Annotated in this window: 17 protein-coding genes; 9 read left to right on the plus strand and 8 right to left on the minus strand. The window is 73.0% G+C overall.

Going from position 1 to position 20283, the window contains the following annotated elements; all coding sequences use genetic code 11:
* Positions 1-77 precede the first annotated feature (77 nt).
* A complete protein-coding gene (locus tag DJ476_RS25655; RefSeq protein WP_103416291.1) occupies positions 78-824 on the plus strand; it encodes a bifunctional DNA primase/polymerase in 747 nt (248 codons plus the stop codon).
* 144 nt (positions 825-968) lie between these two features.
* Here DJ476_RS25655 and DJ476_RS25660 read toward each other — a convergent pair whose 3' ends face one another.
* From DJ476_RS25660 to DJ476_RS25675, 4 genes are all read right to left on the minus strand, one after another.
* A complete protein-coding gene (locus tag DJ476_RS25660) occupies positions 969-1964 on the minus strand; it encodes a hypothetical protein (protein ID WP_112491674.1) in 996 nt (331 codons plus the stop codon).
* A 200-nt stretch (positions 1965-2164) separates the two neighbouring features.
* Positions 2165-3007: a heme ABC transporter ATP-binding protein gene (locus DJ476_RS25665; RefSeq protein WP_070203324.1), complete on the minus strand. Its 843-nt coding sequence runs from the start codon at positions 3005-3007 to the stop codon at positions 2165-2167.
* Complete coding sequence (locus DJ476_RS25670) at positions 3004-4272, minus strand: FecCD family ABC transporter permease (RefSeq protein ID WP_318294796.1); 1269 nt, start codon at positions 4270-4272, stop codon at positions 3004-3006. The genes DJ476_RS25665 and DJ476_RS25670 overlap by 4 nt, the downstream gene beginning before the upstream one ends.
* Positions 4269-5336: a heme/hemin ABC transporter substrate-binding protein gene (locus DJ476_RS25675; protein WP_103416289.1), complete on the minus strand. Its 1068-nt coding sequence runs from the start codon at positions 5334-5336 to the stop codon at positions 4269-4271. Before DJ476_RS25675 ends, DJ476_RS25670 begins: the two co-directional genes overlap by 4 nt.
* 174 nt (positions 5337-5510) lie before the next feature.
* Between DJ476_RS25675 and DJ476_RS25680 the strand changes: the two genes are divergently transcribed.
* From DJ476_RS25680 to DJ476_RS25690, 3 genes are all read left to right on the plus strand, one after another.
* A complete protein-coding gene (locus DJ476_RS25680; protein ID WP_112491675.1) occupies positions 5511-6992 on the plus strand; it encodes an HtaA domain-containing protein in 1482 nt (493 codons plus the stop codon).
* 84 nt (positions 6993-7076) lie between these two features.
* Positions 7077-8774, plus strand: a complete 1698-nt coding sequence (locus DJ476_RS25685) for an HtaA domain-containing protein (RefSeq protein WP_112491676.1) — start codon at positions 7077-7079, stop codon at positions 8772-8774.
* A gap of 150 nt (positions 8775-8924) precedes the next feature.
* Entirely contained in the window at positions 8925-9596 is a 672-nt protein-coding gene (locus tag DJ476_RS25690) for a PhzF family phenazine biosynthesis protein (protein WP_070203320.1), read from the plus strand.
* 43 nt (positions 9597-9639) lie between these two features.
* On the opposite strand, the gene DJ476_RS25695 is transcribed toward DJ476_RS25690, so the two are convergent.
* Entirely contained in the window at positions 9640-10305 is a 666-nt protein-coding gene (locus DJ476_RS25695; RefSeq protein WP_019764495.1) for a biliverdin-producing heme oxygenase, read from the minus strand.
* Positions 10306-10526: 221 nt separating this feature from the next.
* Positions 10527-11384, minus strand: a complete 858-nt coding sequence (gene map / locus DJ476_RS25700) for a type I methionyl aminopeptidase (RefSeq protein ID WP_028415493.1) — start codon at positions 11382-11384, stop codon at positions 10527-10529.
* A gap of 58 nt (positions 11385-11442) precedes the next feature.
* Between map and DJ476_RS25705 the strand changes: the two genes are divergently transcribed.
* Entirely contained in the window at positions 11443-11679 is a 237-nt protein-coding gene (locus tag DJ476_RS25705; protein WP_103416286.1) for a hypothetical protein, read from the plus strand.
* Between the two features lie 134 nt (positions 11680-11813).
* Here the strand turns inward: DJ476_RS25705 and DJ476_RS25710 are convergent, their stop codons facing one another.
* Positions 11814-13139: an MFS transporter gene (locus DJ476_RS25710; RefSeq protein WP_372456269.1), complete on the minus strand. Its 1326-nt coding sequence runs from the start codon at positions 13137-13139 to the stop codon at positions 11814-11816.
* 259 nt (positions 13140-13398) lie between these two features.
* Here DJ476_RS25710 and npdG point away from each other — a divergent pair, with 259 nt between their 5' ends.
* The 3 genes from npdG (at position 13399) to DJ476_RS25725 (ending at position 15719) form a co-directional block, all read left to right on the plus strand.
* Positions 13399-14112 carry an NADPH-dependent F420 reductase gene (gene npdG, locus DJ476_RS25715; protein ID WP_103416285.1) on the plus strand — a complete coding sequence of 238 codons (714 nt, stop codon included), beginning with the start codon at positions 13399-13401 and terminating at the stop codon, positions 14110-14112.
* 158 nt (positions 14113-14270) lie between these two features.
* Positions 14271-14453: a hypothetical protein gene (locus DJ476_RS25720; RefSeq protein WP_018486807.1), complete on the plus strand. Its 183-nt coding sequence runs from the start codon at positions 14271-14273 to the stop codon at positions 14451-14453.
* 150 nt (positions 14454-14603) lie between these two features.
* Positions 14604-15719, plus strand: coding sequence for an ABC transporter permease (locus DJ476_RS25725; protein ID WP_241565408.1), 1116 nt, complete (start codon positions 14604-14606; stop codon positions 15717-15719).
* A gap of 31 nt (positions 15720-15750) precedes the next feature.
* Here DJ476_RS25725 and DJ476_RS25730 read toward each other — a convergent pair whose 3' ends face one another.
* Positions 15751-16560 (minus strand): site-2 protease family protein, encoded by an 810-nt coding sequence (locus tag DJ476_RS25730; RefSeq protein ID WP_103416284.1) that lies wholly within the window; start codon positions 16558-16560, stop codon positions 15751-15753.
* A gap of 147 nt (positions 16561-16707) precedes the next feature.
* On the opposite strand from DJ476_RS25730, the gene DJ476_RS25735 reads away from it, so the two are divergent.
* Positions 16708-20280 (plus strand): AfsR/SARP family transcriptional regulator, encoded by a 3573-nt coding sequence (locus tag DJ476_RS25735; RefSeq protein WP_112491677.1) that lies wholly within the window; start codon positions 16708-16710, stop codon positions 20278-20280.
* The last annotated feature ends 3 nt before the right edge of the window (positions 20281-20283 follow it).

Consider the following 20283-nt stretch of genomic DNA (forward strand, 5'->3'; position numbering starts at 1 on the left):
CTCTGGCCACCCCGACCGCAGGATGGTGCGACGATGGAGAAGAAACGCTGAGGTGAAATGCTGAGGTGAGGGGATAGATGGGCGCCGATTCCGGCCGTTTCCGCGGCACAGAGAGCAGGATTTCCCAGTGGCTGCGGCGACGTCCCAAACCGACGGGGGCCGAAGCCGGGGAGACGGCCAGGGTGGAGCTGCTCCTGGCGGTCGCCGACGCGGGCATGCCCATCGCCCCCGCCGCCCACCCCCTCGGATACCGATGTTCGTGCGAGCGCATCGGCTGTCCCACCCCCGCCCGGCACCCCATCTCCTTCGCCTGGCAGACGCAGTCGACGACCGACAGTGCCCAGATCGAGCGCTGGGCCCGCAGTCAGCCGCTCGCCAACTTCATCACCGCGACCGGCATGATCCACGACGTGCTGGACGTCCCCCTCACCGCCGGCCGCAGCGCCCTGGAGCGTCTTCTCGCGGCGGGCATCGACGTCGGCCCGGTCGCCCAGTCCGGCGAGGACCGGATGCTCTTCTTCACCGCCACCCGCGGCACCCCCGAGGACGAGGACGAGTGGTGGCCCTGCGAGCTGGACTGCCATCCCGAGACCCTGGACGCCCATCCGGGCCTGCGCTGGCACTGCCGCGGCAGCTATGTCCTCCTGCCGCCCGCCCGGCTCCCCGGTGAGCTGGACGTCCACTGGGTGCGCGGCCCCGAGTACGAGCTGCCGGATCCGCTGACCCTGCTGGAGACGCTCACCGACGCCTGTGCGCGGTACGCGGGAAGCGCCGAGCAGAGCGAGCTGGACCATGACTCGATCGCCTGGCCGCTGAGCCGATGAGCTACTGAATCGTTGAGTCCGACGAGCCTGACGAGCTGCTGAGCCGATGAACCGCCGGGCCGATGAGCCGCTGAATCGTCGAGCCGACGGGGCCGCTGAGCCGTGGCCGGTCGTCGGCCGCCCGCCGCCCCGGTTCCGTACGCCCTACTCGCCCTTCGCCGCCACCAGGCCCGGCAGCCGGTTCAGCACCCGTACCCGGCCGCCGGAGTCGCCGGACTCGGCGCGCGCGGGTACGTGGACGAGCTGGCTGGAGATCCGCTCCTTGGTGAGGGTGTTGGTGACCTCGCCGGTCATCAGCGCCTTGACATCCGCGTTGACCTCCGGCTTCAGCCCCTTCGCCGCGACCTGCCGCTCGAAGTGCTTGCTGCTGAAGAAGACCAGCGCCCCGCCGTCCTCGGTGCGCAGCCCGAGCGGCCCGAACGCGCCGTTGCCCAGCGGCTGGTCGACGTACTGGTAGGAGAATCCCGCCCGCCGGGTCGTCCGGCGCGTCTCGCGCCACTGCGAGGTCGCCGTGCCCGGGGCGAACACGTCCGGCGTGCCCTTCTGCAGGTACTCGGTGTAGGCGATGCTCAAGTCGGCCGGTTGCACGATCAGTTCGCCGCCCTGCGGCTCCACCGGGGTGGCGAGCCCGTCCCCGTCGAGGGTGAACTCCGGGACCTGGGAGGCCGGGACGACCCCGAGGTAGGACGCCTTCCACAGCGCGTCGGGGCCGCTCCGTACGAAGACGACCAGCCAGCGGGTGTCCAGCTTTCCGCCGTCCTCGTCCCGGTTGGAGTCGGTGTCCGCCAGGAACCAGCGCGGCCACCCCGCCTTCTTCGGGATGACGTAGGTGGCGTCCGTCAGCTCCAGGGGCTTGTGCGTCTTGTTGCCGTCCGGGCTGTACGTCTGCCGCGCCTTCAGCCCGGCCTGGTTGATCGCCCCGAGCGACCCCGTCACCCGGTCCGCGTCCAGCGCCGGATCGTACGCCTTGTCCGCCGCGTTGTAGGCGTCCGTGAAGTCCTTCAGCGCCTGGGCGGCCTCCGACTCCGTCGCCCCCGGCAGCACTTCCAGCTCGCCGTGGACCGTCACACAACCGCTCGCCGTCAGGCACAGCACCGTCGCCGCCGCGACCCCCGCCGTCAGTCGACCCAGCCTTGTCATCCGTTGCTTCTGCGCCTTCCGCATCCGTCGCCCGCACTGACCGTCGAAACCCTACCGGGGCGGCGTACGGCGTGCGGGCACGGACCGGATACCGCACCCACACCGTGATCCGACGCCCGGAGAGCACCCTGGAAAGCGCCTCGGAAGTACCCCGAGAAGCGCCCCGAAAGCGCCCCGGAAGGCTTTCCGGGAGCGGGAGTTCAGGCCGGGTGGCGTACGGGGACGACCAGCGGGGCCCCCGTACGCGGATGCGGGAACACCTCCACCGGCTGCCGGTACACCTCACCGAGCAGCTCGTCGCTGAAGATCTCCCCGGGCGGGCCCACCTCCGCGATGCGCCCCTGGTGCAGCACGGCCACCCGGTCCGCGTACGCCGCCGCAAGGCCCAGGTCGTGCAGGACCACCACCACCGCGTCCCCCGCGGCGGCCCGCTCCCGGCAGATCCGCAGCACCAGCTCCTGGTGGCGCAGGTCCAGGGCGGCCGTCGGCTCGTCCAGCAGCATCAGCGGGGCCCGCTGCGCCAGCACCCGGGCCAGCGCCACCCGGGCCTTCTCGCCCCCCGACAGCGCGGAGAACGGACGCCCGGCGAACCGCGTCACCTCGGTGGCCGCCATCGCCGCCGCCACCGCCGTGTCGTCCTCGTCCTCCAGCTCCGTACCGGCCCAGGGCGCCCGCCCCATCCGTACGACGTCCTCCACCGGGAACGGGAAGGAGAGGACGGCGGACTGCGGCAGCACCGAGCGGCGCAGGGCCAGTTCGGGCGCGGTCCACTCGGTGGCGGGGCGGCCGCCGATGACCACGTGACCGTCGCCCGGGGTCAGGTCGGCGGCGAGCGCGGCCAGGAGCGTGGACTTGCCGGCCCCGTTCGGACCGACCAGCGCCACCACCTCGCCCGTGTGCGCGGTGAGGTCGACGGCGTCCAGCACCTGCCGCCCGCCCAGCCGGACCGAGAGCCCGACGGCCTCGACGGCGGGGGAGCCGGGCGCGACGGGCGAGGGCAGCTCCCGGGTGCGTACCGCGAACAGGTCTCTCAGCGTCCTCATGCCCAACCACCTTGCTTACGACGGGTCCTGCGCAGCAGCCAGAAGAAGAACGGGCTGCCGAAGAGCGCGGTCAGCACACCGAGCGGCAGCTCGGCGGGGGCGGCCACGGTCCGGGCCGCGAGATCGCCCGCGACCAGCACCAGCGCACCGCCCAGGGCGCTGCCCGGGACCAGGAAGCGGTGGCCGGGGCCGTTCGCCATCCGCAGCAGATGCGGGACGAGCAGCCCGACGAACGAGATGATCCCGGCCACGGCCACGGCGGCGGCCGTCAGCAGCGCCACGACCAGGACGAGCGTGATCCGCAGCCGCTCCACGTCCACGCCCAGATGGCGGGCGGGCCGCTCACCGAGGGCCAGCAGGTCCAGCTTGCGGGCGTAGAAGGGGGCGATGAGCAGCCCGGCCAGCGCGCACGGCAGCACGGCGAGCACCTTGGGCCAGGTCGCCTGCGAGAGCGAACCGAGCTGCCAGAAGGTGATCTGGGTGATCTGCGCGTTGTCAGCGAAGAAGATGAACAGCCCGATCAGCGCGCCCGCGAAGGCGTTGACGGCGATACCGGTGAGGATCAGCGTCACGACCTCGGTCCGGCCGCCGGAGCGCGAGAGCGTGTAGACGAGCAGCACGGTGGCGAGACCGGCGATGAACGCGAAGACCGTGATGGTCCAGTTGCCGAAGAAGGTCAGCCCGAGCGCGATGGAGGCGACCGCGCCGACCGCCGCGCCCGCCGAGATCCCGATGACGCCGGGCTCGGCCAGCGGGTTGCCGAACACGCCCTGCATCAGGGCGCCCGCGCAGCCGAGCGAGGCGCCGACGAGCAGTGCCAGGACGACGCGGGGGAGCCGGACGTTCCACAGGACGCTCTCCCCGACCCGGTCCAGCGGCTGCCCGCCGAGACCGATCCGGTGCTGGACCGAGCCGAGGACGTCCCCGATGGGGATGGAGTACGCGCCGATCGCGGCGGAGAGCAGACACCCGGCGAGCAGGGCGAGCGAGAGCCCGACCGTGAGCACGAACGCCTTGCTGCGCGGCGACTTGGGGGCGGGGGGCGCCTCGGCGGAGGGCGCTTCGGCCGCCTCGGCTGCGCCTCCCGGCTCGGTGCCGGGCGAGGGCGCTTCAGCCGCTTCGCCCGTGCCTGCGCCCGTGCCCGTGGCTGTGCCTGCGTCCGAGGCTTCGGCAGCACCGCCCGTCTCCGCGGACTGCTCCTTCGAGAGCGACGGGCCCCGGTCGGGGCGGGCCTTGTCCGCCCGTTCCTCGTACGACGTCGTCACTGGCCCTTGCCGCCCTTCGCGTACAGCTGCTCGACGATGTCGGCGAGCACCCGGTCGGTGCGCGGGCCGTAGTTCAGCAGCACGCCGTCGTCGATCGTGACGACCCGGCGGTCCATTCCGGCGGGCGTCTCCGCGATGCCGGGGATCTTCACCAGACCGTCCATCCCGCCCACCGAGTCGAACCCCTTGGTCATCAGCAGGATCGCGTCGGGCGCGGCCTTGGCGAGCGCCTCGCTGGTGATGGCGGTGAAGTCCTTCTTCAGCCCGGACGTCTTGCCCGCGTCGACCGCGCCCGCCGCCTCCAGCAGCGAACTCGCCCCCGACTCCGCGCCGCCCAGCAGATAGACGGAGGCCGAACCGCGCAGATAGAGGAAGGCGACCCGGGGCTTCTTGCCGTCGGCGTGGTCCGGGATGGTCTTCTGCACGGCCGCGATGCGCGCCTCGGTGCGCTCCTTCAGCTCGGTGCCGGCGGCCGGTACGCCGAGCGCCTCGGCGACGGTGTCGATCCGGCGGCCGACATCGCCGAGCCCCTTGGCGGGTTCGACGACGAGCAGCGGGATGCCCGCGCTGCGGATCTGGTCGATCGCCTCGGCGGGGCCGGTCGTGGTGTCCGCGAGGACGACGGTCGGCTTCAGGGAGAGCACGCTCTCCGCCGAGACGTCATGGGCGCGGGTCACCACCGGGAGCTTCTCGGCCTGTTCGAAGGTGGCGGTGATGTCGCGGGCGACGACCTGCTTGCCGAAGCCGAGGGTGAAGACGATCTCGCTCAGCGATCCGGTCAGCGGCACGATCCGGTCGGTGGAGTCGATCGTGACCTTCTTGCCGTCCGCCGAGTCCACCGTCACCGGCAGCTTCGGGGCGGGCGCGGCGGCCAGCGGTTCGACCCGGTCGGCGTCCGCGGCGCCCTTGGCCGGCTTCGGTGCGGAATCGTTGCCTCCGCCGCTGCAGCCCGTCAGCAGCAGGGCGAGCGCCACCAGGACGGTGAGGGCGGCGCCCGCCCGGCCGCGGACCGGCCGTCCGGCGTCCTGGCCCTGATGGGGGCCGTGGTCCTGAGAGATGCGCACGGGGCACCGTCCTGTCGTTCTGCGGTGGGTGGTTCGGGGCGGGGCGGGTGGTTCCGGGTGGGGCGTGTGTGGTGAATGTGGCGGGTGTGTGGAGGTGCCGGAGGGGTTCCGGCAGAGGCTTGGAATACCTTAGGTTAGCCTTACCTTCATATCTAGCCCTCGGAGGGGTCCCTCATGCTGCCGTCCAGATCCGCCCGCGCGCTCGCCGTCGCGCTCCTCGCGGTGCTGCTGGGAGCGATGCTCCCCGCCACCACCGCGCAAGCGGCCAGCCGCACGGTGCAGGGCGGACGGCTCGACTGGGGCATCAAGTCCTCCTTCCAGAGCTACGTCACCGGCCCCATCGCCCAGGGCAGTTGGAGCCTGACCGGGGGCGCCGCCACGGTCGGCGGCAGCCAGTTCCGCTTCCACTCCGCCAACGGCTCCTACGACCCGGCGACCGGCGCCTTCAGCTCGGCCTTCTCCGGCGGCGTGCACTTCACCGGCCACAAGAAGGCCGATGGCACCAACGAGCTGGACCTCGTCATCAGCCGCCCCACCATCAGGATCAGCGGCGGCAGCGGCACGCTCTTCGCCGACATGGTCAGCAAGGAGCGGGGGACCGGCAAGGTCTCCAACCGCTCCCAGGTGCCGCTGGCCACCCTCGGTCTCGGCGGGATCAACATGAAGGGCGGCTCCACGCCCATCGCCCTCAGCAACGTCCCCGCGACGCTGACCCCCCAGGGCGCCACCGCCTTCGCCGGCTACTACACCGCCGGTACGCCGCTCGACCCGATCAGCCTCTCCGTCGACACCAAGGCCCCGGCCGAGCCGAAGCCCGCCCCGTCCGAGAAGAAGGACGAGGACGCGATGAAGGACGAGGAGAAGGAGAAGGCCGAGGACGAGGCCAAGAAGAAGGCCGAGAAGGAGAAGGCGGGCCGCTTCGAGGACGCCGCCGTCGACTGGGGCGTCCGCCGCACCTTCCGCGAGTACGTCACCGGCTCCATCGGCCAGGGCAAGTGGACGCTGGCCGACGGCGCCCAGGACGGCGGGGCCCTCTTCCGCTTCCCGCAGGGCAAGGGCACGTACGACGCGGAGAAGCAGACGCTCGACGCCGACTTCGGCGGCAGCCTCCACTTCACCGGCGCCCACGACCTCGACCTGAAGTTCTCCGCCGTCAAGGTCGCCGTGGCCAAGGGCGAGGGCACCCTCTCCGCGGATGTCACGACCGCGGGAACGACCCGCAAGAACGTCCCCCTCATCACCTTCGAGGCCAAGGACTTCGCGCCCAAGGAGGGCCTCGCGGTCCTGACCGAGGCGCCCGCCACCCTCACCGAGGACGGCTCCAAGGCGTTCAACTCCATGTACAAGGCGGGCACCGAGATGGACCCCGTCTCGCTCGCCGTCGCCGTCGACGACAAGGCCCAGCTTCCTCCGCTGCCCGACCTCGGCAGCGAGCCCACGGCCGCCGCCGAGCCCACCGCGAAGCCCTCGGCCGAGGCCTCCGCCGAACCGGTCGCCGCCGCCTCCGGCTCGGGGCCGGGCGCCGGGACGTACGCCGCGATCGGGGGCGGGGTGCTGCTGCTCGCCGCGGCCGGAACGTTCTTCGCGCTGCGCCGCCGCAAGGCCGCCGGCACCGACGCCGCCACCCCGGGCTCCGACGCCCCCCAGACCTCCTGACGCCCCCCATGAGCGCTTTACGGTTCCTCATCCCCGCCCCTCACGCCTCCCTTCCTCCCCCGTTCCATTAGGAGAACCACCGACATGGCTGCAACTCGCCGCCCCATAGCCCTCGCGGCGGCCGTCGCCACGGCCGCGGCCCTGGGTGCCACCTTCGCCCTCCCGGCCTTCGCGGACAGCGCCCCCGCCAAGCCCGCGGCCGAGGCCCCGCAGACGATCCAGCTGGAGTCGGGCACCCTGGACTGGGGTATCCGGGAGTCCTTCCGCTCGATGATCGGCCGCTTCGGCACCGCCACCCTCGCGGACGGTGCCACCAAGAACGAGGACGGCACGTACAAGTTCCCCCTGGAGCAGGGTGAGTACGACCTCGGCACCCATAGCGTGACGACCGGTTTCAAGGGCAGCGTCCACTACGAGGCGCACAACGGCGTCCTGGACATCAAGCTCTCCGACTTCAAGGTCCAGACGACCGGCGAGAGCGGCAAGATCACGGTCGACGCCCTCATCAAGTCCACGGGCAAGCCCACCGTCACGCACGACGACCTGACGATGGCCACGCTCGACCTCACCGACGTCGCGCCCTCGAACGGCGCCGCCGGCATGAAGTTCGCGGACATCCCCGCCGCCTTCACCAAGGAGGGCGCGGAGGTCTTCGGCACCGCCTACAAGGAGGGCGATGTCATCGACCCCGCCACCCTGACGGTCAAGCAGGCCACCCCGACCACGCCGCCCACCACGCCGCCGCCCACCCCGCCGGTGACGCCCCCCGTGACCCCGCCGGTCACGCCCACGGTCGAGCCGACGCCCACCGAGACGGCCAAGCCGACGCCCACCGAGACCCCCGCCAAGCCGACCAGCGGCCCGGTCGTCGACGGCACCCTCGACTGGGGCGTCAAGAAGAGCTTCCGCTCGTACGTCGTCGGCCCGAGCGCGCACGGCAAGGTCGAGACGACCGACGGCGCCACCGCCAACGCCGAGGGCTACCGCTTCACCAAGGCGACGGGTCACCTCGACGCCGAGAAGAACAGCCTCAACGCCCAGTTCAAGGGCAAGGTGCGCTTCCTCGGCCACGAGACCGCGGGCGACTACAAGCTGGACCTCTCCCTCAGCAACCTGAAGGTCGACGTCCAGGGCACGACGGGCAAGCTCGTCGCCGACGTCTCCACCAAGGACATGGCCTCCGGCAAGGTCAACACCTTCACCGGCCTGGCCTTCGCCGACCTGAAGGTGCCCGCGGGCGCCCTGGTCGCGAAGGAGGGCGTCGTGAACCTCAAGGCCATCCCGGCGACCCTGACCGAGGACGGCTCCAAGGCGTTCAGCAACATGTACAAGAAGGGCGACGAGCTGGACGCCCTGACCGCCGCCGTCTCCCTCGACGAGGACGCGACGCTGCCTCCGGGCGGTTCGACGGAGTACAAGAACTGCGCCGAGGCCGAGGCGGCCGGCGTGACGCCCATCAAGAAGGGCGACCCGGGTTACGCGGCCCACCTGGACCGCGACGGTGACGGCATCGCCTGCGAGGCCGGCGAGTCCACCGGCGGCTCCGGCTCCACGGGCGGTTCCGCCGGCGGCTCCACCACCGGCGGCGGCACGGTCGGCGGTTCGACCACCGGCGGTTCCACCGCGGGCGGTTCGGTCGGCGGCTCCGGCGCCCTGGCCTCCACCGGCTCGGACGTCCCGACCGGTCTCCTCATCGGCGCCTCCGGCCTCGTCGTGGCGGCCGGTGCCGGTGTCATGATCGCGGCGCGCCGCCGCCGTAACGCGGGCGACGCCACCGCCTGATCACCCAGCACCACCAGCACCACCTGAAGCACCCGCACCAGCCGCAGGGCCGTACCGGCAGCAGCACGCTCGACCGGTACGGCCCTGCGGCCGTCGTCCCCGGGCTCCCCTCAACGCCCGCCCCGCCCCGGGTGATGCTTGAATGCGCACGTGAACCACTACGACGTACCCCGGGGCATCGACGTCCTGCGGGTTTTCTGCGGACCCGACGGACGCCACGGCAACGCCCTCGGTGTCGTACGCGACGGACGCAGCCACCCCGACGAGGCGTCCCGGCAGCGGTTGGCCCGGCAACTGGGCTTCAGCGAGACCGTGTTCGTCGACGACCCGGAGCGCGGCCGGGTGGACATCCACACCCCCGGGCTGCGGCTGCCGTTCGCCGGACACCCGCTCGTCGGCGCCGCCTGGCTGCTGGACCTGGAGATCCTGGAGCTGGCCGTGGGGGACGTCTTCGCCCGCCAGGACGGGGAGTTCACCTGGATCACCGCGCGCCCCGAGTGGGCCCCGCCGCGCACGCTCCAGCAGTACGCGACGGCGGAAGAGGTGGAGGCGCTGCCGGGGCCGCCGCCCGGGGAGGGCTGGCTCTACGCCTGGGCCTGGGAGGACGAGGCGGCGGGGCGGGTGCGGGCGCGGGCCTTTCCGAGGCGCGGGGATGGCATTGTCGAGGACGAGGCGACCGGCGCGGCGGCCATGCTGCTGAGCGCGCATCTCGGCCGGGCCCTGAACATCACACAAGGACGCGGCTCCCAGATCCTCACAGCTCCCGCGCCGGACGGCACGGTGGAGGTAGGGGGCCGCGTCCTGATGGCCGCCCGGGGCTGAACCACGGGCGGCCGTAAGCCATATGAGCGGTAGGGGTGCGGTGCTACGCGCTGAGCGGGAACACCTCGCCCAGCTCCCGGAAGACCGCGGTGTTCAGCGCGAACGCGCGCTTGCACTCCTCGATGATCCGCTGCTTCTCCAGGTCGTCCGCGTTCACCGCGTCCAGCAGCTCGCGGTAGTTCCGCTTGAAGGCGGCGGGGTTGCCGATCTCCTCGAAGACGTAGAACCGCACGCCGTCGCCCTTGCGCTCGAAGCCCCAGGTCTTCTCCGCCTTGTCGCGGATGATCTGGCCGCCCGAGAGGTCGCCGAGGTAGCGGGTGTAGTGGTGCGCGATGTACCCGGCGGGCCAGGTGCGGGCGCACTCGGTGACCCGGGCGGCGTACGCGGCGGTGGCGGGCAGCGGCTCCAGGCCCTCGCGCCAGTTCTCCCCGCGCAGGTGGGCGAGGTCGCGCTCCAGCTCGGTGGAGCGCATCAGCTCGGACTGTATGAAGGGGCCCGCGACCGGGTCGTTCCGCAGGGCCTCCGCGCCCTCCTCCAGTGCCCGGTAGACGAACCACAGCTGCTCGGTGTAGCGCGTGTACGCGTCGACGCCCAGCCGCCCGCCGAGCAGGTCACCCATGAAGGTCGAGGTCTCGGCCTCGGTGTGCTGCTCGTGCGACGCGGTGCGGATGAGCGTCGAGAAGGGAGTGACGGTGGCGGTTGCGTCCAAGGCGGGCCTCCGGGGCCGGGGGACGGGAAGTCCAGAAACAGACGGAAATATCGGCAAGCGACCGCCGCGACGTTGCGGCGGTGCGTGCCGGTACGCCCGATCCTCCTACTTAGGTTTACCTAAGTCAACTGGTTCCCGACTGCTTGTCGGTAAAAAAGTACGCGACAAAGCAGGGGGTGGCACCCTTGTGGGTATTTTGTCCCGATTGCGGCAGGGGCTGACTACGGCAGGGTGAGGATCTCCGCCCCGGTCTCCGTGACGACGAGCGTGTGCTCGAACTGCGCGGTCCGCTTCCGGTCCTTCGTCACCACGGTCCAGCCGTCCTCCCACATGTCGTACTCGTGGGTGCCCAGCGTCAGCATCGGCTCGATGGTGAACGTCATGCCGGGCTGCATCACGGTGGTGGCGTGCGGGCTGTCGTAGTGCGGGATGATCAGGCCGGAGTGGAACGAGGAGTTGATCCCGTGCCCGGTGAAGTCGCGCACGACGCCGTAGCCGAACCGCTTGGCGTACGACTCGATGACCCGGCCGATGACGTTGATCTGCCGCCCCGGCCTGACCGCCTTGATGGCCCGGTTCAGCGACTCCCGGGTGCGCTCGACGAGCAGCCGGGACTCCTCGTCCACGTCGCCGCAGAGGTAGGTGGCGTTGTTGTCGCCGTGCACCCCGTTGATGTACGCGGTGACGTCGAGGTTCACGATGTCCCCGTCGCGCAGCACGGTGGAGTCGGGGATGCCGTGGCAGATGACCTCGTTGAGCGAGCTGCACAGCGACTTCGGGAAGCCCCGGTAGCCGAGGGTGGAGGGGTACGCGCCGTGGTCGATCATGAACTCGTGGGCGACCCGGTCCAGCTCGTCCGTGGTCACCCCCGGCGCGATGTGCTTGGCGGCCTCCTCCATCGCCTGGGCGGCGATGCGCCCGGCGATGCGCATCCGCTCGATGGTGTCGGCGTCCTGGATCTCCGGGCCGGTGTACGGCGTCGGGGCCGGCTTCCCCACGTACTCGGGGCGCCGGATGTTTCCGGGTACGGAACGGACGGGAGTGATCTCCCCTGGTACGAGAAGCGACTGGCCAGACATGCCAGCGAGTCTAACCAGCGGCCCCGGGGCACCATGGCGATAAGGAAAGGAGCTGTCGATGGCCCTGTTCAAGAAGCGCACGGTCGGCAAACCTGGCGAGTGGTACTACTGCCTCCAGCACAAGAAGGTCGAGGAGGGCCCGGAGTGCCCCGCCCAGAACCGGTTCGGTCCCTACACCTCCCGCGAGGCCGCCCAGCACGCGATGGACACGGCCCGCGAACGCAACCTGGAGTGGGACACGGACCCCAAGTGGCACGACGAGGAGAAGGGCAAATCCGGCCCGTCCGACGATTGAGCCCGTCCCCTCCGGCCCATCCGGGGAACCCCAGCCTGTCCGGCGATCGAGGACGTCTTTCAGCCCCTCCGGCGCTTGAGGAGCGGGGTACGGGGGCGGAGCCCCGGGAGCCCGGCCACCCGGCCGGGCCCGGGTCACCCCTCCACCCGGGCCTCCCGCCTCCGCACGGCATCCTCGTCCGTCTCCGAGTCGTACCGCACCAGCTTCGGCAGCGCCGCCGTCAGCAGCGCCACCGACGCCACGCACGCCACCCCGCCCGTCCAGATCGCCGACCGGGTCCCGGTCCACCCCGCCATCGCCCCGGCCCGCACCTGCCCCAGCTGCGGGCCCACGCTGTACGAGAGCACCTCGATGCCCGCCAGCCGCCCGCGCAGCTCCTCCGGGATGGTCTGGTTCCAGATGGTCGAGCGCCCCAGCCCGCTCAGCATGTCGCCCGCCCCGGCCACGGCCAGGCAGACCAGCACCACCCACACGCTGGAGAACCAGCCCGCCGCCGCGATCGCCAGCCCCCACACCGCCGCCCCGAACACCACGAACAGCCCGTGCCGCCGCACCCGGGACGTCCAGCCGCTGGTCAGCCCCAGCGCCAGCGAGCCCACCGAGCCCGCCGCGTACATCAGCCCCAGCGACCACTCCGCGTCCAGCTCGTCCGCCAGGAACGGGAAGATCGTGTTCGGGAAGGCGAAGAACATCGCCGCCAGGTCGATCGCGTACGTCCCCAGCAGCACCGGCCGGCTCCAGGCGTACCGGGCCCCCTCCACGATCCCGCGCAGCGACGGCTTCGCCGCGTCCCGGGCGGGCGGTGCGGGGGAGAGCCGCAGACAGAGCAGGACGGAGGCGGCGAACGTGCACACCGTCACCGCGTACGCCGTGCCGTGACCGGCGTACGCCACCACCAGACCGGCCAGCGCCGGGCCCGCGATGGCCCCGATCTGCCAGCGCAGCGAGTTCAGGGCGGCCGCCGCCGTCTGCTGGGCGTGCGGCACGATCCGGGCCATCAGCGAGTCCAGCGCGGGCCGCTGGAGCCCGGCCAGCGCGGCGACCCCGCCCGCCACCACGTACAGCGGCCACAGCAGCGGCTCCGGCAGCAACGCGTTCACCAGCAGGATCGCGGCGAGCACGCCGAGCCCGGCCTCGGTGAGCAGGATGACCCGGCGCCGGTCCACGGAGTCCGCGAGCGCCCCGCCGTACAGCCCGAAGACCACCAGCGGTACCAGCTCCACCGCCCCCATCGCCCCGACCGCGAGCGGCGAGCCGGTGAGGTGCTTGATCTGGAGCGGCAGCGCGATGAGCGCCATGAAGCTGCCGAAGTACGTGATCAGCCCCTGGATCCACAGCAGCCGGAAGTCGCGCGACGACCGCCACGGCGCGAGATCCGGCAGCAGGGCGCGGAGCCGGGACGGGGGAGGGGCGGCGGCGGGAGGGCCCGGGGGAGGGGCGGGGGGTGCTTCTTCGGTCACGAGGGGCCATGATCGGTACAGCGGACCACTTCGGGCAAACCGATTTTCCGAGCGGCCCGGGCGGGCGAACCCATCCGGCCACCCGTGCCGTCCGGGGCAGCGCGCCCGCCCGGCCACGGGCCGCCCGGCCACCTCGGTACGGCATACGTACCCGGTGCCCCCGCCGCCCGGTGCGGCATACCCCTCCGGCCACCCCCGGTCACCCCGGACCGCCCCCCGCACCCGCCCCCGGTTCGCTACCTGGCAGTAGGGTCGGCCCATGACTACACAGGACAGCAGCGGCAGCGCGCCCAAGCCCCCCGCCAAGGACCCCTGGGACCTCCCCGACGTCTCCGGCCTGAGCGTCGGCGTGCTCGGCGGGACCGGCCCCCAGGGCCGTGGCCTCGCCTACCGGCTCGCCCGCGCCGGACAGCGGGTCACCCTCGGCTCCCGGGACGCCGGACGCGCCGCCGAGGCGGCCGCCGAACTCGGCCACGGCATCGAGGGGACGGACAACGCCGAGTGCGCCCGGCGCAGCGACATCGTGATCGTCGCCGTGCCGTGGGACGGCCACGCCAAGACCCTGGAGTCCCTGCGCGAGGAGCTGGCGGGCAAGCTCGTCATCGACTGCGTCAACCCGCTCGGCTTCGACAAGAAGGGCGCCTACGCCCTCAAGCCGGAGGAGGGCAGCGCCGCCGAGCAGGCCGCCGCCCTGCTGCCGGACTCCCGGGTCACCGCCGCCTTCCACCACCTCTCGGCGGTCCTGCTGCAGGACGAGTCGATCGAGGAGATCGACACCGACGTCCTGGTCCTGGGCGAGGCGCGGGCCGACACGGACATCGTGCAGGCGCTGGCGGGCCGCATCCCCGGGATGCGCGGCATCTTCGCCGGGCGGCTGCGCAACGCCCACCAGGTCGAGTCCCTGGTCGCGAACCTGATCTCGGTCAACCGCCGCTACAAGGCCCACGCCGGACTCCGTACCACCGACGTCTGAGCACCCCGGAACCCGGGGCGGGGCACAACGGGGCATGGGGGACACTGGACGGGACGGGTCGGGTCGGCCCGGGACCACGACGTTCCTGGCCCTCCCGGTCCTCCCGGTCCTCCCGAATCCTGACCCTCCCGACCGTTCACCGACAGGAGCCCACCCCCATGCCCCGCCTCGCTCTCTACGCCCTCGCCGTCTGCGTCCTCGCCGTGGTGGCGGCCGTGGTCGCCTTCGTCCAGGGCAGCCTGCTCGGGATCGTCTGGGTGCTGATCGCGGGGCTCTCGTCGAACATGGCCTGGTACTACGTCCGCAAGCAGCGCATGGAGTCCTCCGCCGACGCGGGCTGACCCTCCCAGCCGTACTCCTTACTCCCTTCCCTCCGCCGTTCGGGTCGAGGGACCACCCTCACGGGCGCGTCCCGGAGACCCGGCGCCGCCCGGGGCCGACCATGTGACGGCCTCGCCACGGTCGTGGCGCGGACGACGAGGGAGGACCGCGTGGCAGACGCGAGGGACGACGGATACGGGGCCGGGAGCGGATCGACCGTACGGGCGACGGGCGACGGAGGCCGGGGCTTCCTGGGGGAGGTGCGCGACGCCGTCTCCACCCGGTCCGCGCTCGTCATGCTCGGGGTGCTCCTGCTGCAACTGGGCTTCGCGCTCTCCTACATGGGCGCCTTCCACGCGCCCAAGCCGCACAAGGTCCCGATCACGCTGGTCGCCCCGCCCGCCGTCCAGCAGGACCTGGTGGCCCGGCTCGACGCACTCCCCGGTGACCCCCTCCAGGTCACCCCGGTCGCGAACCGCGCCGAGGCACGGGCGCGGCTGCTGGACCGGCGCACCGACGCCGCCCTCGTCGTGGACCCGGCGAGCCGCACCGACACCCTGCTCGTCGCCTCGGCGGGCGGCCCGTCGGCGACCACGGCGGCCACGGAGATCCTTCAGGAGGTCGCCCGCGCCGAGCAGCGCACGATCGTCGTCCGCGACCTCCGCGCCCCCTCGGCCGGTGACTCACGGGGCCTGTCGTCCTTCTACCTCGTCCTCAGCTGGACCATCGGCGGCTACCTCGCCGCCTCGGCCCTGAACATGGCGGCCGGCTCCAAGAAGCCCACCCTGCGCCGCACCCTGGTCCGGCTCGCCGCGATGCTCCCGTACGGCTTCGTCTCGGGCATCGGCGGCGCGCTCATCGTGGGCCCGGTGCTGGACTGCCTGCCGGGCGCCTTCTGGGAGCTGGTCGGGATCGGGACCCTGGTGGTGTTCGCCTCCGGTGCGGTGGGGGTCGCCCTCCAGTCGGTGGCGGGCACGGTCGGCCTCGGCCTGACCATCCTGATCTTCACGGTGCTGGGTAACCCCAGCTCCGGCGGGGTCTACCCGTCCTCGCTGCTGCCCCCGTTCTGGGCCGCGATCGGCCAGGCCCTGCCGCCGGGGGCCGGGACGACCGTGGTGCGCAACACCGTCTACTTCGACGGCAACGCCACCGCCGGCGCCCTGTGGATCCTCGGCGCCTGGGCGTTCGGCGGGGTGGCCGTGGCGATCCTCGCCGCCGCCCTGCGCGGGAAGCGGCAGCGCGAGGCCCGTACGGCGGGGCCGGTCGCGGCCGCGCAGCAGCAGTAGGCAGCAGCAGTAGAGGGAGCGGTTCCCGGGCTCACCCCACCGCGCAGCCCGGGTTCTGCTCGCCGAAGAACGCCCGCCAGAAGCGGTAGAGGTCGTAACCGCAGTACCGCTGTACGTCGTCGACGCCCAGCACGCCCAGGAGCGCGTCGATCCCGTTGAAGAAGGCGATGTTCACCCCGGGGATCCACAGGATCGCGAACACGGCGATGAGCCCGAACGGCGCGAACGGCTCCACCTGGCGCCGGATCCTGTACGACAGCCAGGGCTCGATCACCCCGTAGCCGTCGAGCCCCGGGATCGGCAGGGAATTCAGGATCGCCGCCGTCACCTGGAGCATCGCCAGGAACGCCAGCGCGTACTGGAAGGCGAGCGGCACCCCGTCGAGCGCGTCCAGCCAGAAGGGGGCCGTGCAGACGATCGCGAACGCCACGTTCGTCAGCGGGCCCGCCGCCGAGATCAGGCTGTGCTTCCAGCGGCCGTGGATGCGGGCCCGCTCGATGAAGACCGCCCCGCCGGGCAGCCCGATCCCGCCCATGACCACGAAGAGGACCGGCAGCACGATGCTGAGCAGCGCGTGCGTGTACTTCAGCGGGTTGAGCGTCAGATAGCCCTTCGCCCCCACCGAGAGGTCCCCGCTGTGCAGGGCGCTGCGGGCGTGGGCGTACTCGTGCAGGCAGAGCGAGACGATCCAGGCCCCGGTGACGAAGAGGAAGACGGCGAAACCGGTGGCCCCGGCGAACCCCGTCCACACGGCCCAGCCCGCCACTGCGGTGACGGCGGCGATCCCGAGGAAGACCGGGCTGATCCTCCGGTCGCCGCGGGTGGCTGCGGTGGTGGTCATCGGCACACGACTCCTGGGGCTGGGGGGAACGGCGGCGACATCGTACGTAGGCCGACCCGTACGCCGTCACGGCGGGAACGACGACGACCCGGCCGGGAGTTCCACCCGGTCAACACCGTGACCGTGCCCGTCGCGGACAATGGGCCCGTGCGCTACTGCATCCTCGGCACCACCCGGGCACTCCGCGACGACGGTACGGCCGTCCCCCTCGGCGGGGCGCGGCTGCGCGCGCTGCTCACCGTCCTCGCACTGCACCCCGGCCGGACCGTCCCGGTGGGGGTCCTCGTGGACGAGGTGTGGGACGGCGACCCGCCGGCCGACGCGCCCGGCGCGCTCCAGGCCCTGGTCGGGCGGCTGAGGCGGGCCCTGGGCCGGAGCGCCGTCGAGTCGGTGGAGGGCGGCTACCGGCTGGCCGCCGGGGCGGACGCGGTGGACCTGCACCGGTTCGAGCGGCTGGCGGGGGAGGGGAGCCGGGCCCTGGAGCAGGGCGACGCGGGCAAGGCCCTCACCCTCCTGGACGAGGCGCTCGCCCTCTGGGCCGGTCCGCCCCTCGCCGACCTGCCCGACCGCGCGGCGCCCGCCACCCGGCAGGAGTCCCGCAGGCTCGGTGCCCGGCGGGCCCGCCTGGAGGCGATGCGGCTCCTCGGGCGGGCGGACGACGCTCTGTGGGAGCTGGCCGCCCTCTGCGCCGCCTACCCGCTCGACGAACCGCTCCAGGCCCTGCGCATCAGGGCCCTGCGGGACGCGGGACGCACGGCCGAGGCGCTGGCGGCGTACGAGGAGGTCCGCACCGTACTCTCCGAACGCCTGGGCACCGACCCGGGCCCCGAACTGCGCGGTCTGTACGGAGAGCTCCTCCACCAGGAACCCGGTCCCGCCCCGGCCGCGTACGGAGGCCCCCGCCGCGAGGCGCCCGAACCTGGGCCTGGGGCCGCGTCCGACGCATCTGCCCCATCCGCCGCGTCCGGAAGCGTTCGCGGCCAGGCGCTCGGGCCCGCCGCGACCGTCGACACGCCACCCACCCCCGCCTCCGACACGCCACCCGCCCCGGCCTCCGACACGCCCGTTGCCGCGACCACCCCCGCAAGCCCTCCGACTCCGATTCCTACCTCGGCCCCGCCCCCGCCCGCCCCCGGAAACCTCCGCGCCCGGCTCACCAGTTTCGTCGGGCGGGACCCGGACATGGCCGCCCTGCGCGAGGACCTCACCCGTACCCGGCTCGTCACCCTGCTGGGCCCCGGCGGGGCGGGCAAGACGCGGCTGTCCCAGGAGACGGCGGAGACCGTCGCGGGGGACTGGCCCGACGGGGTCTGGCTGGTGGAGCTGGCCCCCGTGGACGACCCGGACGCCGTGCCCGAGGCCGTACTCGGCGCGCTCGGCGCCCGCGAGACCGTGCTCCGCGGGGCGGGCGCCGAGGAGTTGCGGGCCCTGTCCGAACACAGCACCGGCGACCCTCTCGTACGGCTCACCGAGTACTGCTCCCGGCGCCGCATGCTCCTCCTGCTGGACAACTGCGAACACGTCGTCGAGGCGGCCGCCGCCCTCACCGACCACCTCCTCGCCCACTGCCCGCAGCTCACCGTCCTCGCGACCAGCCGCGAACCCCTCGGCGTACCGGGCGAGTTCGTGCGTCCCGTCGAACCGCTGCCCGACCCGATGGCGCTGCGCCTCCTCGCCGAGCGCGGGGCGGCCGCCCGGCCCGGCTTCCGGACCGACGCCGACGAGGCGACCGCTGCCGCCTGCGCCGAGATCTGCCGCCGGCTCGACGGGCTGCCGCTCGCCATCGAACTGGCCGCCGCCCGGCTGCGGATGCTCACCCCGCGCCAGATCGCGGACCGGCTGGACGACCGTTTCCGCCTCCTCACCAACGGCAGCCGGACCCTGCTGCCCCGCCAGCAGACCCTGCGCGCGGTCGTCGACTGGTCCTGGGAGCTGCTGGACGGGGCCGAACGGGCCGTCCTGCGCCGCCTCGCCGTCTTCGCGGGCGGCTGCTCCCTCGCCGCCGCCGAAGAGGTCTGCGCCCTGCCCGCCCCGGCCGACGGGGTCGCCGTCGACTCCCTCGACGTGGCCGCCCTGCTCGGCTCCCTGGTGGACAAGTCCCTGGTCGTCGCCGCGCCCGGCGAGGACGCGGAGATGCGCTACCGGCTGCTGGAGACCGTCGGGGAGTACGCGGCCGAGCGGCTGGCGGAGGCGGGGGAGCGGGACGCCGTCGAGCGGCGCCACCTCGTCCACTACCGGGAGCTGGCCCGCACGAGCGGTCCGGCGATGCGCGGGACGGGGCAGCGCGCGGCCATCGCCGTCATCCGCCGCGAGTACGAGAACCTGCGCTCCGCGCTCCGCCACGCCGTCGCCTCCCGGGACGAGCACGAGGCGCTCTGCCTGGTGCTCTCGCTCTCCTGGTACTGGATGCTGCGCGACCTGCGCTCGGACGCCCGCCAGTGGGCCGAGGCCGCCTCCTCGCTCGGCCCCGACCCGTTCGCCCGGCCCGGGGTCCGGGCCCCCTCGCTGCCGGAGCCGGCCGTCGACCGGCCGCCGCCGATGGACGACGAGCAGCTGGCGGAGGCGCGGCGCGGGGCCGCGCTGATCCGGGTGGCCAGCGTGGACGACGCGATCTCCGCGTGGTCGGACACCGCGGGCCAGGAGCGGCTGCGGATCATCGCCGACGCCTACCGGCCGGGGCAGCCGCAGACCTGCCGTGTGCCCGGGACGTTCTGGATGTACGCGATCATGTTCACCGGGGACATGGACCGGACGCGCGAGGCGCTCGACGAGACGGTCCGGGCCTCCCGCGCCTACGGCTACGAGTGGGAGCTGGCCGCCGCGCTCCAGATGCGCGCCAACTTCCTGGCCGGTCACTCCGGCCACGCGGCCCTGGCGCGCGCCGACGCCGAGGAAAGCCTGGAGATCTTCACCCGGCTCGACGACGACTGGGGCACGGCCGAGGCGCTGGCGTCCCGGGGCGAGGCCAACGAGCGGACCGGTCACTTCCCCGAGGCCCTGGACGACTACGCCGCCGCCGTGGAGTACGCGCGGAAGATCGGCGCCAGCTCCCAGGTGGCCCTGTTGCGCGCCCGGTACGCCGGGCCGCTCGCCGAGCTGGGCCGGCTGCCGGAGGCCGAGGCCGTGCTGCGGGAGGTGTGCGAAGGGGACAGTCCCACCAACCCCGAGTCCGCGGCGATCGCCCGGATGCATCTGGCCTTCGTCCTCGGCGCGCAGGGCCGGGCGGCGGAGGCCCGCGAACAGGTCGACATGATCAGCGCGAACCTCACCTTCGGCGATGTCGCCGTCTTCGACGGGTTCGTCTACGGGATGCTGGCCTGGCTGGACAACCTGGAGGGCGGGTACGCCTCCGCCCTGGGCAACGCGCTGACGGCGCTGAGGTGTTCGCGGGAACGGCTGTCGATGATGATCGCCCCGCAGATGCCCTCGGCCCATCTGACGGCGATCGCCCGCGCCCTGGGCGGGCTCGCCGCCACGGGCGGGGCCGGGTCCGGGGCGTACGCGGACGCCGCCCGGCTGCTGGGCTTCCAGGCGTCGCTGCTGCCGTCCGGCTACGTGCCGACCATGATCGAGCGCCGCTCCCTGGCCGAGGCCGAGGAGGCCGCCCGGGCCGGCCTCGGCCGGGCGGCGTACACGCGGGCGTACGAGGAGGGCGGCGGCCTCACGTTCGACGAGGCCACCGCCCTGGCGGAGGTGCACCGGCAGACGCCCCCGGTGTGACCC

The sequence above is a fragment of the Streptomyces bacillaris genome, from assembly GCF_003268675.1.
GTDB lineage: Bacteria > Actinomycetota > Actinomycetes > Streptomycetales > Streptomycetaceae > Streptomyces > Streptomyces bacillaris.

Coding starts and splice junctions, on each gene's coding strand:
- map (WP_028415493.1), bottom strand. CDS start 11,384: ATGTCTGGCCAGTCGCTTCTCGTACCAGGGGAGATCACTCCCGTCCGT.
- DJ476_RS25655 (WP_103416291.1), top strand. CDS start 78: ATGGGCGCCGATTCCGGCCGTTTCCGCGGCACAGAGAGCAGGATTTCC.
- DJ476_RS25680 (WP_112491675.1), top strand. CDS start 5,511: ATGCTGCCGTCCAGATCCGCCCGCGCGCTCGCCGTCGCGCTCCTCGCG.
- npdG (WP_103416285.1), top strand. CDS start 13,399: ATGACTACACAGGACAGCAGCGGCAGCGCGCCCAAGCCCCCCGCCAAG.
- DJ476_RS25665 (WP_070203324.1), bottom strand. CDS start 3,007: ATGAGGACGCTGAGAGACCTGTTCGCGGTACGCACCCGGGAGCTGCCC.
- DJ476_RS25730 (WP_103416284.1), bottom strand. CDS start 16,560: ATGACCACCACCGCAGCCACCCGCGGCGACCGGAGGATCAGCCCGGTC.
- DJ476_RS25660 (WP_112491674.1), bottom strand. CDS start 1,964: ATGACAAGGCTGGGTCGACTGACGGCGGGGGTCGCGGCGGCGACGGTG.
- DJ476_RS25705 (WP_103416286.1), top strand. CDS start 11,443: ATGGCCCTGTTCAAGAAGCGCACGGTCGGCAAACCTGGCGAGTGGTAC.
- DJ476_RS25720 (WP_018486807.1), top strand. CDS start 14,271: ATGCCCCGCCTCGCTCTCTACGCCCTCGCCGTCTGCGTCCTCGCCGTG.
- DJ476_RS25685 (WP_112491676.1), top strand. CDS start 7,077: ATGGCTGCAACTCGCCGCCCCATAGCCCTCGCGGCGGCCGTCGCCACG.